This window comes from Streptomyces sp. NPDC001828, from assembly GCF_042892175.1.
Classification (GTDB): domain Bacteria; phylum Actinomycetota; class Actinomycetes; order Streptomycetales; family Streptomycetaceae; genus Streptomyces.
The window spans coordinates 71,252-83,063 of sequence record NZ_JBIATV010000011.1; the positions used below are offsets into that span (position 1 = coordinate 71,252).

The 11,812-nt window shown below is 71.1% G+C and carries 14 protein-coding genes; 8 read left to right on the plus strand and 6 right to left on the minus strand.

What is annotated here, in order from left to right:
* Nucleotides 1-125: 125 nt before the first annotated feature.
* Entirely contained in the window at nt 126-506 is a 381-nt protein-coding gene (locus ACFYZA_RS27645; RefSeq protein WP_382591251.1) for a peptidase inhibitor family I36 protein, read from the minus strand.
* Between the two features lie 387 nt (nt 507-893).
* Between ACFYZA_RS27645 and ACFYZA_RS27650 the strand changes: the two genes are divergently transcribed.
* The 4 genes from ACFYZA_RS27650 to ACFYZA_RS27665 all read left to right on the plus strand — a co-directional run bounded on the left by ACFYZA_RS27650 (nt 894) and on the right by ACFYZA_RS27665 (nt 3,856).
* Nucleotides 894-1,499: a hypothetical protein gene (locus ACFYZA_RS27650; RefSeq protein ID WP_388493287.1), complete on the plus strand. Its 606-nt coding sequence runs from the start codon at nt 894-896 to the stop codon at nt 1,497-1,499.
* Nucleotides 1,486-2,208 carry a class F sortase gene (locus ACFYZA_RS27655; protein WP_388493288.1) on the plus strand — a complete coding sequence of 241 codons (723 nt, stop codon included), beginning with the start codon at nt 1,486-1,488 and terminating at the stop codon, nt 2,206-2,208. The genes ACFYZA_RS27650 and ACFYZA_RS27655 overlap by 14 nt, the downstream gene beginning before the upstream one ends.
* 89 nt (nt 2,209-2,297) lie before the next feature.
* Nucleotides 2,298-3,380 (plus strand): dihydrodipicolinate reductase, encoded by a 1,083-nt coding sequence (locus tag ACFYZA_RS27660; protein WP_388493290.1) that lies wholly within the window; start codon nt 2,298-2,300, stop codon nt 3,378-3,380.
* Nucleotides 3,377-3,856, plus strand: a complete 480-nt coding sequence (locus tag ACFYZA_RS27665) for a carboxymuconolactone decarboxylase family protein (RefSeq protein ID WP_382591262.1) — start codon at nt 3,377-3,379, stop codon at nt 3,854-3,856. Before ACFYZA_RS27660 ends, ACFYZA_RS27665 begins: the two co-directional genes overlap by 4 nt.
* Before the next feature lie 42 nt (nt 3,857-3,898).
* Here the strand turns inward: ACFYZA_RS27665 and ACFYZA_RS27670 are convergent, their stop codons facing one another.
* From ACFYZA_RS27670 to ACFYZA_RS27685, 4 genes are all read right to left on the minus strand, one after another.
* Nucleotides 3,899-5,545 (minus strand): GMC oxidoreductase, encoded by a 1,647-nt coding sequence (locus tag ACFYZA_RS27670; protein WP_388493291.1) that lies wholly within the window; start codon nt 5,543-5,545, stop codon nt 3,899-3,901.
* A gap of 91 nt (nt 5,546-5,636) precedes the next feature.
* Nucleotides 5,637-6,743, minus strand: a complete 1,107-nt coding sequence (locus ACFYZA_RS27675) for a hypothetical protein (RefSeq protein WP_388493293.1) — start codon at nt 6,741-6,743, stop codon at nt 5,637-5,639.
* Nucleotides 6,744-6,803: 60 nt separating this feature from the next.
* The gene (locus tag ACFYZA_RS27680; protein ID WP_388493295.1) at nt 6,804-7,820 is read right to left on the minus strand and encodes an NAD(P)/FAD-dependent oxidoreductase; all 1,017 of its coding nucleotides are present in this window, start codon (nt 7,818-7,820) and stop codon (nt 6,804-6,806) included.
* 115 nt (nt 7,821-7,935) lie between these two features.
* Nucleotides 7,936-8,724: a LysR family transcriptional regulator substrate-binding protein gene (locus ACFYZA_RS27685; protein WP_388493296.1), complete on the minus strand. Its 789-nt coding sequence runs from the start codon at nt 8,722-8,724 to the stop codon at nt 7,936-7,938.
* A gap of 58 nt (nt 8,725-8,782) precedes the next feature.
* Between ACFYZA_RS27685 and ACFYZA_RS27690 the strand changes: the two genes are divergently transcribed.
* The 3 genes from ACFYZA_RS27690 to ACFYZA_RS27700 all read left to right on the plus strand — a co-directional run bounded on the left by ACFYZA_RS27690 (nt 8,783) and on the right by ACFYZA_RS27700 (nt 10,602).
* Entirely contained in the window at nt 8,783-9,190 is a 408-nt protein-coding gene (locus ACFYZA_RS27690; protein WP_382591277.1) for a DUF5997 family protein, read from the plus strand.
* A 197-nt stretch (nt 9,191-9,387) separates the two neighbouring features.
* Nucleotides 9,388-9,837, plus strand: coding sequence for a MarR family winged helix-turn-helix transcriptional regulator (locus ACFYZA_RS27695; RefSeq protein ID WP_382591280.1), 450 nt, complete (start codon nt 9,388-9,390; stop codon nt 9,835-9,837).
* Nucleotides 9,838-10,011: 174 nt separating this feature from the next.
* Nucleotides 10,012-10,602, plus strand: coding sequence for a hydrolase (locus ACFYZA_RS27700; RefSeq protein ID WP_388493299.1), 591 nt, complete (start codon nt 10,012-10,014; stop codon nt 10,600-10,602).
* A gap of 57 nt (nt 10,603-10,659) precedes the next feature.
* Here the strand turns inward: ACFYZA_RS27700 and ACFYZA_RS27705 are convergent, their stop codons facing one another.
* Nucleotides 10,660-11,142, minus strand: coding sequence for a flavin reductase family protein (locus ACFYZA_RS27705; protein ID WP_382591286.1), 483 nt, complete (start codon nt 11,140-11,142; stop codon nt 10,660-10,662).
* Between the two features lie 244 nt (nt 11,143-11,386).
* On the opposite strand from ACFYZA_RS27705, the gene ACFYZA_RS27710 reads away from it, so the two are divergent.
* On the plus strand, nt 11,387-11,734 hold the full coding sequence (locus tag ACFYZA_RS27710) for a PRC-barrel domain-containing protein (RefSeq protein WP_161244365.1): 348 nt from the start codon (nt 11,387-11,389) through the stop codon (nt 11,732-11,734).
* Nucleotides 11,735-11,812: the final 78 nt, after the last annotated feature.

Below are 11,812 nucleotides of genomic sequence, written 5' to 3' on the forward strand. Positions count from 1 at the left end.
ACCCCGTGTGGGTCAACGCCCTTGGGCCTTCGGTCAGGTGATGCGCACCTCCGGGACCGTGACACAGCCGAGCCGGTGGCGCTCCGTCGGGGAGCGGCGGACGGTTCGCTCTACTGGGGCTTGCTCTACTGGGGCTTGAAGGAGCGGATCTGGTAGCTGCCCTGGAGGTTGCCGCCCTTGCCGGCTTCGGTGGACCCGACGCGCGCGTGGTAGTTGGTCTGGGTGTAGTACTGCACGCGGTGCCCGGTCTTGTTCCACACCGACAGGACCTTGCGGCCCTTCTGGATGAAGGAACAGTTGTCGGCGGTGTTGGCCAGCTTGGACTGCGACCACTGGCAGCGGGTTCCCTTGCCGTTCCAGTCGCTGTAGATGCAGAAGTATCCCGGCGAGCAGTTGTAGGCCGCCGCGCGGGCGGGCGCCGCGGGTGCGGCGGTCGCGGTGGGGACGACACCCAGGGCGGCGGCCAGGGCCACGGAGGCGACGGCGAACGAGTGGATACGGCGCATGGGAAGAACACCTCTTTCTCATCGGCGGCCCCCTCGGGCCGGGCCTGTCGGGCCCGGCCACCGAAAGGACCGCGTGGGCGCGAGAATGCACGGCCGGACGGTCGCGTCGCCGGGCCGGCCCCGCGAAAACACCGACCAGTATTTCGTCGCGCCAAGCCCGCCAGCAGGGCATTTCACGCCGACCGGGCAGGTGCGGGGGCACGGAGGCGCGCACTCCGGTGGTGCGCCGGGGCCCGCTCCACGCGCCCCGCGATCACTTCGTTGGGGCGGACGGGTGATATCCGGCGGCGCGCACGGCGGGGCGCGTGCGCGGCCCCTCACGGACATGAAAGGGAGTCACCCAGAGATCCAATTTGTATGACAATCACCCGAACCAGAGGAACGCACATGCCTGCCCCAGCTCTTCGCACCCTGCCGGCCCTCACCAGTCCGCGTGCGCGCGTCGCCACCATCGCGGCACTCACCCTCGCGGGGACCGTCCTGACGGGCGCGCCCACGGCCTTCGCCGCGCCCGGCGACAACGGCGACGTCAAAATCCACTCGATGGGCACGCCGTTCACGGACCAGCGCAACGAGCCCAAGGTCTGCGGCTTCTACCTGGACGCCTTCAACTTCGACACCGTCCAGGGCGTCACGTACCAGATCAGCCCCCAGCCCGCGAGGGCCGGCGGCGCGTCCCTGACCGGCACCCTCCAACTCGCCACCGGCATCGGCCACTCCACGCCCCTGACGCTGCCCGACGGGCAGTACAAGCTCGTCTGGAACATCGTCGGCGGCAAGGGCGCGGGCAAGCAGAAGGTCTTCAACGTCGAGTGCAAGACGCCCATCGCCAACCGGGCGGTGCCGCACGGCGGAGTACCCGCGGGCGGCGGCGGCCTCGCCGAGACCGCGGGTGTCCCGCAGGCCGGGGCAGTGGCGGGCGTGGGCCTCGTCTCGGTCGCCGGAGTGCTCTACATCCGCCGCCTCCGCCGCCGCCCCGATGGCGCAGCGTAGACGCGCCCCCCTCACCCGGCACCGGACGCGCGCCTACCGCCTGACGCGGACGGCGGCACTGACGCTGTCCCTGGTGGTGGGTGGCGTCTGGTGGGCGCAGGACGACGAGGGCGCCGCGACCGCGGCCGCCGGCCCCCGCGACACCGAGGTGGCGGTCACGTCGGCCGGCGACAGCCGGGGCCCGGCGGTGTCGCGTCCGGCGCCGCCCGCGCTGCCGCCGTCCCCGGCGGTGTCGCTGGCGGTTCCGCACCTCGGCATCGAGGCGCCGGTCATCGCCCTGGGTCTTGACGCCCAGCGCCGCCTCGCCACCCCGCCCGTGGACGACGCCAAGGTGGTGGGCTGGTACCAAGGCGGGCCGTCCCCGGGCGAGTTGGGGACGGCCGTGGCCGTCGGGCACCGCGACACCAGGACCGGGCCGGCCGTCTTCGCGGGCCTTCGGGCACTGCGCCCCGGCCGCACGGTCGAGGCGCGCCGCGCGGACGGCCGGGTCGCCGTGTACACCGTGGACAAGGTCAAGACGTACGACAAGGCGCACTTCCCCGACCAGGAGGTCTACGGTCCGACGGACCGGCCGGAGCTGCGCGTGATCACCTGCGGCGGCCGGTTCAGCACGAAGACGGGGTACGAGAGCAACCTCGTCGTCTTCGCCCATCTGACCCAGGTCCGCACTGCCGCGGACCACCAGGCGCCACGAGGTCACCGGGCCTAGCGGGACACCAGTAGCGGGACGGCCGAAGTACCGCATCTTTTCCGGCCACGGCACTAGGAACCTCAGGTCCGTCTCGCTACCCTCCGCGCATGATTTCCACGGTTGTCTGGGGCACCGGCAATGTCGGGCGTGCGGCGATACGCGCCGTCGAAGCCCATCCCGCACTGGAACTCTCGGCGGTCCTCGTCCACGACCCGGCCAAGGTGGGCCGCGACGCCGCCCAACTGGCAGGCGTCGATGGCGAGTTGGGTGTCACCGCCACCGACGACATCGCGGCCGTCCTCGCCGCCGGGCCCCGCGCCGTGGTGTACGCGGCGTCCGGTGACATCCGGCCCGACGAGGCCCTGGCCGACGTCACCCGGGCCGTCCGGACCGGGGCCGTGGTGGTCACCCCCGCCCTCTATCCGCTGTACGACCACCGCAGCGCGCCCCCGGAGTTCCGGGAGCCGGTGCTCGCCGCCGTCGCCGAGGGCGGCGGCTCCCTGTTCGTCTCGGGCGTGGACCCGGGCTGGGGCAACGACGTACTGCCGCTGCTGATCAGCGGACTCGGCTCCACCGTGGACGCGATCCGCTGCCAGGAGATCTTCGACTACTCCACCTACGACCAGGAGGAGTCGGTCCGCCATCTGATCGGCATGGGCCACCCCATGGACTACGAGCCCCTGATGCTGGCCCCCTCCATCCCGACCATGGTGTGGGGCGGCCAACTCCGTCTGATGGCAAGGGCGTTGGGGGTCGAGCTCGACGACATCCGCGAGACCCTGCAGCGACGCGCCCTGGACGCCACGGTGAACACCCGCACGATGGGCACCTTCGAGGCGGGCACCCAGGGCGCGGTGCGGTTCGAGGTGCGGGGCATCGTCGAGGGCGAGCCGCGCATCGTCATCGAGCACATCACGCGTATCCACCCCTCCTGCGCCCCCGACTGGCCGGCGCCGCCCGACGGCGGCGACGGGGCGCACCGCGTCGTGATCGAGGGGCGCCCGCGCATCGAGGTCAGCGTCGAGGCGACCGACGAGGGCGAGAACCGCTCGGCGGGCGGCAACGCCACGGCGGTCGGCCGTCTGGTGAACGCCATCGACTGGCTGGCCGCGGCGGAGCCCGGACTCTACGACGCGCTCGACGTCCCGCTGCGCCCGGCAGTCGGCAGGCTCGGAAGGAAACAACGATGAGGATCGACATCCCCGAGGGCCAGGAGCCCATCGGTTACGTGTGGGGCGACATGGTCCCCGGCATCGGCATGGCCGCCGCCAACTTCTCCCTGTCCGTCTACGCCCACACCACTCTGGGGCTGCGGGAGTTCGAGGCGGCCCGGCTGCGCATCGCGCAGATCAACGGCTGCCAGTTCTGCCTGGACTGGCGCACCGACCGGGACGGCGAGAAGGTCGAGGACACGTTCGCCGACGCGGTCACCGAGTGGCGCACCACCGACGCCTTCGACGACCGCACCCGGCTCGCGGCCGAGTACGCCGAGCGGTACGCAGTGGACCACCACGGGCTCGACGAGGAGTTCTGGGCGCGGATGACCGCGCACTACAGCCAGGTGGAGATCGTGGAGCTGAGCATGAGCATCGGCTCGTGGCTGGCGTTCGGCCGGCTCAACCACGTGCTCGGCCTCGACTCCGTGTGCGTCCTTCCGACGCACTGAAACGGGGCCGCCCGGCGTCCCGGGCGGCCCCGCGTTCTGCCGTCACTTGAGATCGACGGCGATGATCTTCTCGATGTTCCGTTCGGCGAGCGCCGTGATGGTGACGAACGGATTGACGCTGGTGTTGCCCGGGATCAGCGAGCCGTCGATGACGTAGAGGCCCGGATACCCTTGCAGCCGACCGTAGTTGTCGGTGGCCTTGTTCAGTACCGCGCCGCCCAGCGGGTGGTAGGTGAGCGTGTCGTTCCAGATCTTGTAGACGCCGAACAGATCGGTGCGGTAGATCGTCCCCTCCGTGGCGTTGATCTTGTCGAAGATCGTCTTGGCCATGTCGATGGACGCCTGCTTCCAGGCGGTCTGCCAGTCCAGGTCGACCCGCCCGGCCGTGGGGTTCCAGGAGAACGTGCCGCGGTTGGGGTTCTTGGTGATCGACAGGTAGAACGAGGCGTACGTCTCGATGCCGGTCGGCAGCGGGGCCACCTCGGCGAACGCGCCTCCCGCGTTCCAGTTGTCGATGCCGCCGCACGGGATGGACGCCTGGACCTTGCCGGTCGGATCCCACATGTAGTTGGCCCGGCCGCACATCACGTTGCCGTTGTCGCCCCAGCCTCGGCCGATCTCCCCGTTGAGCTTGGGCAGGGCTCCGGTGGCCTTCAGCTTGACGAGGAGTTTGCTGGTGCCGACGCTGCCGGCCGCGAAGAACACCTTGTCCGCCGTGACGGTCTTGGTGGCCGTGACGTCGCCGCTGGTGTTGAGCTGCTCGATGACGACGGTGTAACCGCCGCCGGAGCCCGGCGAGACCGAAGTCACCCTGTGCAGCGGGGAGATGGCGACCCGGCCGGTCGACTTCGCCTGGGCCAGATAGGTCTTCTGCAGGGACTTCTTCCCGTAGTTGTTGCCGTACAGGATCTCGCCCGCGACGGCCGACTTGGGGACCGTCCCGGCCGACTCCTGCTTCATGTAGTCCCAGTCGTACACGTCGGGCACGAACACGAACGGGAAGCCGGAGCGCTGGGCCTGCTTGCGGCCGACGCGGGCGAACTGGTAGCAGTCCACCGAGTCGAACCAGGCGGGGTCGATGAGACCCGAGCCGAGCCCGGCGTTGGCGCGCGGGTAGTAGGTGTTGTACATCTCGTCGGGGTTGACCGACGGGAGTATGGCGCCGAAGTTCTCGCGCTTGGGCGTGACCGCCATGCCGCCGTTGACCAGTGAGCCGCCGCCGACGCCCCGGCCCTGGTAGACGGTGATGCCGCTGAAGTCCTCGGCGTCCAGGATCCCGGTGTAGCGGGGGATGTCCCGGTCGATCGGGATGCCGAAGAAGTTGCTCAGCGGCTGCTTGGTCTTGGTGCGCAGCCAGTACGAGCGGTAGTCCGGCGACGTCGTGTTGCAGAAGATCTTGCCGTCCGAGCCGGGCGTGTCCCAGGCCATGCCCATCTCGACCATCTGCACGTCGACGCCTGCCTGGGCCAGGCGCAGGGCCGCGACCGAGCCGCCGTATCCGGTGCCGATCACGAGGGCCGGGACGTGGGCTCCGTCGCCGATGGCGGCGGCCCTGGCACTGGTGCCCGCGAAGGCCGACGAGCCGTGACCCACGAGCGCTGCCGCGCCAAGAATAGAACCTGTTCCCGCGATGAATCTCCGCCGCGAAACACCCTGGGAACCCGAATGTTGCATGGTAGTGTCACTCATGTGACATTCCTCACTCTCGATGGAGTGAGAACAGGTTCTACTGGCGCTGGCGTGATAAGTCACTACATACCTAGAGGTAACTTCTGGCTTGTTACGCGCTCTTGAACGGGGGCGCCGGAGCCGGTCGGCGGTCGACCGGAGTCACCGGGGTGCGGATGGCGACCGCGGTGCGGCGCGGTCCCGACCACGGTGCCGGGACGGCGTCGATGTCCCGCGCCAGACGCTGGGCAAGGGCCTCGTAGTTGACCCGCCACCCCCGGAAGTGCGGCCATGCCTCCTCGGGGCTCCGCTCGGTGGGATAGCCCTGCTCCCGCATCCGGGCCACCCCGACGAGGAAGTCCTCATAGGTGAGTTCGAGCGGGCCGTCGGGGTGCGGGTCGGGGTCGTAGGCGATGCCCTGCATGTCGGCGATGTCGCGCAGGCAGACGAAGCCCGCGCGCAGTGCCATGCGCACCTCGGACTGCGGATGCGAGGGGTTGAAGGCGAGGCGCAGGGCGGCCGCGTCCATCACCGCAAGGAGTGCGATCAGCCAGTTGCGGGTGGCCTTCGGGGAGCGGAAGTGGATGAGCACGGGGTACGTGGTGTGGCTCTCGCCCACCTCCGCGCTCCAGCGCTCCCAGTTGCGGAACAGCTCGCCGACGCTGTTGACGACGTCGATCTGGGCGTACCGGGCGAGGATCTCCGGCCCCCAGGGCGGGCTGCCCGCGCGGGCCTGCAGGAGCGTGACCTCGGTTTCGCGGCGCTGGCAGGCCGCGTACAGGGTGGGCAGATAGCCGATCTGGAGGCCGATCACGATCGGGCCGGTGGCCGCCGCGCAGAAGTCGATCGCATTCAGTGAGGCCCGGTTGCCGGCGGCGAAGCCGAGGGTGAACAGCGAGGAGCCGGACTCGGTGAGCGACTCGCGCAGCCCGAGCCCGCTCACCGCCGCTTCCAGCAGCCCGTAGCCGATCATGAAGCAGAACAGCCAGCCCATCAGGGTGATCACGATGGACAGCGGTGCCACGGGCGCGAGCACCCGGTCCTTGGTCTCGGCCCCGCGCGCCAGGTCCGCCAACCGCTGGAAGGGCCACCGCACCGCCTGCTGCACGATCCGGGTGAAGCTGGACCGGGTCGGCCGCGGAATCACCAGGGTGCGCAGCACCGAGGAGAAGATCCCGAGCACGAGGACGGCGCCGAGGACGCCGAACACTGCTCTCACCTGGACTTGTTCCTTTCCCGTACGCCGGGCGGACGTTGCCCCCGCCCGGCCACAGGAAGGTTACGACGCCCCGGAGTGCGGCGCCCGGCGGGCCGCGACGGCCGCGCGGGTCTCCTCCGCGATCAGGTCGGCGTTGATCGCGGCGCCGGCCCGCACTCCGGCGGCCGCGGCCGCGACGACCTGATCGGTCGGGCCGGTGACATTGCCCGCCACCCACACACCGGGTGCCTCGGTCGCACCGGTCGGGTCGGCGGCGATGTGGGCACCGATGACGGTGCCGGCCATCTCCAGATCGGTGGGTTCGACCCCGAGCGAGGAGAGCACCCCTGCCCTGGGCATCAACTTCCCTGCCACTGTCAGTACTTGACGGGGCATCAGCGTGCCGTCCGCGAGACGCACGCCCGTCAGGCGTCCCTCACGCGTGTCGAGCGAGGCGACCTCGCCGACGACGACGCGGACGCCACGGGCGGCCAGCTCCTCGTGACTCCGGTCGTCCGGCTCGTCCATGGTGTGCACGAAGAGCGTGATGTCCTCGCTCCACTGCCGCCACAGCAGCGCCTGGTGCACGGCGAGGGGCCCGGTGCCGAGGACGCCGATGGCCCGGTCCCGAACCTCCCAGCCATGGCAGTACGGGCAGTGCAGCACGTCGCTCCCCCACAGCTCGGCGAGCCCGGGCACGGCGGGGAGTTCGTCGACGAGGCCGGTGGTCACCAGGAGCCGGCGGCCCCGCACTCCGGCGCCGTCGGCGAGGGTGACGCGGAAGGCGTCGTCCTCGCGCGCGGCGGCGACGGCGTCGCCGTCCCTCAACTCGACGCCGTAGCGGCGCACTTCGGCCCGGCCGGCGGCGAGCAGCTCGCCGGGCGGGGTGCCCTCGTGGCCGAGGTAGGCGTGGACCGCGGCGGCCGGGGCGTTGCGGGGCTCCCCCGCGTCGACCACCAGGACCGAGCGCCGGGCCCGGCCCAGCGTGAGTGCCCCGCTCAGGCCGGCGGCGCCGCCGCCGATCACCACGGCGTCGTAGATCTCCGGCAGGCCGCCTTCGGGAGTGCTGTTCATGGCGCGTTCCGTTCGCTCGTTCATCCGCGACACCTCCAATGCCGCGATGCTGCGCCCGGTCCGGCCCTGCTGGCAAAATTTCTTGCCGTTACGGCAACGTCTCGCCGTTATGGCAACGCCATCCCTGCCGCCCGAGGGGTTACGGGCGGCGGCGGGGCTTGCCGCGCTTGGCGGCGCTCTTCGGGGCGCCGGAACCACCGCGCACGTTCTTGCCGCCGGCCCTGGCCGGCTTGCCGCCGGTCTTGCCCGCGGCGGGCTTGCGCGGGCTGCCGCTCTTGTCGGCGCGCTTCTGCTTCGGCTGGGGCGGGGTGGGCGTACGGCCCCGGGAGCTGTTCACGGTGCGGCCGCGGACGATCCCGATGAACTCCTCCACCAGATCCGGAGCGACCTCCGCCTCCGGCCACGAGAGCGCGATGCGCGACTCCGGGACGTCCGTGATCGTGCGGTAGGTGAGGTCCTTGCGGTGGTACAGACGGGCCAGCGACTGCGGCACGACGAGCAGGCCCACCCCGGCGGCCACCAGTTCGATGGCGTCCTCCGTGGTGGCGGGACGCTCGAACGCGGGCCGGCCCGGCGGGCGCTCCCAGTCCAGGGTGTCGTCGAGCGGGTGAAGGACGATCTCGTCGGCCAGCTCCTGCGCCGACACCTCCTCGACCGCCGCGACGAGGTGGTCCTTGGGGACCACGACGACCGTCGTCTCGGTGTAGAGGGGGATCGCACTGAGACCCGTGCGGTCGATCGGCAGCCGCACGAATCCGGCGTCCGCGCCGCGGCCGCGCAGCACGTCGGGCGCCTCGGCCGCGGAGACCGTGCTGAGGATGAGGGGGACGTCGGGCAGCCGCTCGTTCCAGATCCGCACCCACTTGCTCGGCGTCACACCAGGAACATAGGCGAGCCGGAACGATGGGGGTTCTTCCGAGCCTGTCACCCCGCCAGGTTACCGGTCGTGGTCGGCGGTATCGCACACGCTCGCTACTCTTGGGACCATGACGTCGCACCAGACCACCCAGACGATGAAGCCCGCGACCGCGGCGAAGAAGCTGGGTGTGTACCTCGAGGCCACCCCCGCAGAGTTCCAGGAGGGTGTCGTCTCGCGTACCGAACTGAACGCCTTGCAGGCCGACCCGCCCCAGTGGCTCCAGGACCTGCGGCGCACCGGCCCGCACCCCCGGCCCGTGGTCGCGGCGAAGCTCGGCGTCTCCATCGCGGGCCTCGCCCGGGGCGGGGTCACCGAGGCGCTCACCACGGAGCAGATCGACGCGCTGAAGCAGGACAACCCCGAGTGGCTGCAGAAGGAGCGCACCACCCAGGCCGAGGTCCGCAAGGAAACGGTCCGCATCAAGGAGAAGCAGAAGGAGAAGGACGCGCGCCAGGCCGACGGCCCCCGCGCCTGACCCACCGGGGCGTCCCGACGTCCTCACCCGTACGCACAGTGCCGCCGACCGTTTGCCCCGCATCCGGTCGGCGGCACTGTGCGTAGGCGTGCCCTCCGGCGAGCGGCAGGCCCGGCTGTCGCCGGGGGCGGCCTGTCCAGTCCAGGCTGTTCAGCTGAAACTGGACAGCCTGGACTGAAGAACTTACGGTGAGGGGCATGCACGACACCCCCGACGCCATCTCCGTGTCCGCCGTCCGCGCGGCGCGCGACCTGCGGGTGGCGTTCAGCCGGCTGCGGCGGCGACTGCGGGAAGTCGCGGACACGCAGGACCTCACGCCCTCGCAGGTGTCCGCGCTCGCCCTGGTCGAGAAGGGCGGGGCGGCGTCGGCCAGCGCCCTCGCGGCCATCGAAGGCGTGCGGCCCCAGTCGATGGCCGCCACCCTGGCCGCGCTCGACCAGCAGGGTCTGATCCAGCGCAGCCAGGATCCGCAGGACGGCCGACGCCAGCTGGTCACCCTGACCGAGGCGGGCCGCGAACGCGCCGAAGGCAACCGGCAGGCCCGCGCCGAGTGGCTCACCCAGGCCTTCCAGGACCGCTACACGGAGGCGGAGCGCGCCACCATCTCCGAGGCGATGGCCCTCCTCGAACGCCTCGGCGAGCCATGACCCCCGGCCCCGGCCGGACGTCGGGACGCTCCCTTCACAGCCATCACCCATCCCACCTCAACTGGCCCTTATACCAAGCCGGTTGAGCGATCAACGCACGCTGGTTCCCGCACGCCGCTCCGCACCTGTCGGCTCACGCATGCTGGTTCACGCACGCGCAAGAAAGGCACCACCATGGCTCTCACCACGCTCGACCAGAACACGGCGCTCGTCGTCATCGACCTTCAGCGGGGCATCGTCGCGGCGCCCACCGAGCCGCACCCCTCCGCCGACGTCGTGGCCCGCTCGGCCGAACTGGCCGACGCCTTCCGTTCGCACGGGCTCCCCGTCGTCCTGGTCCGCGTCTCGTTCGCGCCCGACGGAGCGGACGCCCCCCAGGGCCGTACGGAGGCCGCCGGGCGCGGCGCGCAGCAGCCGCCGCAGGGCTGGGACGTCATCGTCGACGAACTGGCCGGACACCCCGAGGACATCACCGTCACCAAGCGCAACTGGGGCGCGTTCCACGGCACCGACCTGGACGTCCAGCTGCGCCGCCGCGGCATCACCCAGATCGTGCTGACCGGCGTGGCCACCAGCATCGGCGTCGAGTCGACAGCCCGGGCCGCGCACGAGCACGGCTACCACGTCACCCTGGCCACCGACGCGATGACGGACCTGAACGCCGAGGCCCACCGCAACAGCATCGAGCGGATCTTCCCCCGCCTCGGCGAGTCCGGCACCACGGCGGAGATCGGCGAGCTCCTGGCCAAGTCCCGTATGGCCTGAGGTCCCGTACGGCCTGAGGTCCTGCGGGGCCGGCCGGCGCCCGCGCCGGTGGATGGCCTAGGCCGGGTGGCCGGGGTCGATGTCCTCGCCGTCGCTCAGCCTGAACGGCTGCCCGTCCGCCGGCCCCGGCGACGCCTCGGCCGGGGCGAGCAGGAAGCCGACGTGGTCCCCGCCCTCCGTGCGGCTCTCCACGCGCCCCACGAACCACGCCGGTACCGCGTCGAGCAGGACCGTGCCGGCGGGGCCCTCGCGCCAGGCGACGCCGGCGAACTTGTCCACCTCGTCACCCGTGCGGCCGCCGAAGTGCTCGGCCAAGTCGTGCTGGGCGCGGCCCAGCAGGTGCACGGCGAGGAATTCGGCCGAACTGGCCACGCGGTACGTCCTGTTGGCAGTGGACAACCACACCATGAAGCGCACTGGTTCGATCGAGCACTGCGAGGCGAACCCCACGAGACACCCGGCCCGCTCCGCACCCGCCGCCGCTGTCACGACGTACATCGGGTAGTCGAGGCGGCCGAGGAACTCATCCATGCCGGTCACACCGCTCAGCTCCTCACCTCTTCGTCCGCGGCCGCGAACCGCCGACCACGGAAGTACCCCGTGGAATGCGCCGGGCACGCGCCGGGCCGGCCGATCGGCCGAAAGAACCGACTCGGCCCGACCGGCGTGTGTGGCGGCGGGGGGCAGGGGCACCCGGGCGTTGCGTGGACGCGGTGCCGTGCACCGAGCGGTGCCCGCCGTCCGCACTCCTCACCCGTCGTCCATACGAAGGGACCGCTCCACCATGGCGAACATCTGGGCCTACCCCGAGGCAGCCGCGTACCAGCCGGGTACCGACCTCACCGGCTACAAGGTCGAAGCGACCGACGGAAGCATCGGCAAGGTCGACAAGTACTCGGAGGAGGTCAGCTCCTCGTACATCGTCGTCGACACCGGCCCGTGGATCTTCGGCAAGTCCGTCCTGCTGCCGGCCGGGGTCCTCACGCGCATCGACCCGGCCGAGAAGAAGATCTACGTCGCGTGCGCCAAGGAACAGATCAAGAACTCCCCCGAGTTCGACAAGGAGAAGCACCTCGGGGACCCGGCCTACCACGAGCAGGTCGGCGGTTACTACGGGCGCCCGCACAACTGACGCGCCCTCTCACCACGATGCCCGGCCGTCAACTACGGCCGGGCATCGGCATGTTGAAGGTCCGGCACTGGGAGCAGC

Bases quoted from the DNA above. Each gene is read 5' to 3' on its own strand.
- ACFYZA_RS27655 (WP_388493288.1), top strand. From the start codon at position 1,486: ATGGCGCAGCGTAGACGCGCCCCCCTCACCCGGCACCGGACGCGCGCC.
- ACFYZA_RS27670 (WP_388493291.1), bottom strand. From the start codon at position 5,545: ATGAGTGACACTACCATGCAACATTCGGGTTCCCAGGGTGTTTCGCGG.
- ACFYZA_RS27645 (WP_382591251.1), bottom strand. From the start codon at position 506: ATGCGCCGTATCCACTCGTTCGCCGTCGCCTCCGTGGCCCTGGCCGCC.
- ACFYZA_RS27690 (WP_382591277.1), top strand. From the start codon at position 8,783: ATGACGTCGCACCAGACCACCCAGACGATGAAGCCCGCGACCGCGGCG.
- ACFYZA_RS27700 (WP_388493299.1), top strand. From the start codon at position 10,012: ATGGCTCTCACCACGCTCGACCAGAACACGGCGCTCGTCGTCATCGAC.
- ACFYZA_RS27695 (WP_382591280.1), top strand. From the start codon at position 9,388: ATGCACGACACCCCCGACGCCATCTCCGTGTCCGCCGTCCGCGCGGCG.
- ACFYZA_RS27710 (WP_161244365.1), top strand. From the start codon at position 11,387: ATGGCGAACATCTGGGCCTACCCCGAGGCAGCCGCGTACCAGCCGGGT.
- ACFYZA_RS27665 (WP_382591262.1), top strand. From the start codon at position 3,377: ATGAGGATCGACATCCCCGAGGGCCAGGAGCCCATCGGTTACGTGTGG.
- ACFYZA_RS27660 (WP_388493290.1), top strand. From the start codon at position 2,298: ATGATTTCCACGGTTGTCTGGGGCACCGGCAATGTCGGGCGTGCGGCG.
- ACFYZA_RS27680 (WP_388493295.1), bottom strand. From the start codon at position 7,820: ATGAACGAGCGAACGGAACGCGCCATGAACAGCACTCCCGAAGGCGGC.
- ACFYZA_RS27650 (WP_388493287.1), top strand. From the start codon at position 894: ATGCCTGCCCCAGCTCTTCGCACCCTGCCGGCCCTCACCAGTCCGCGT.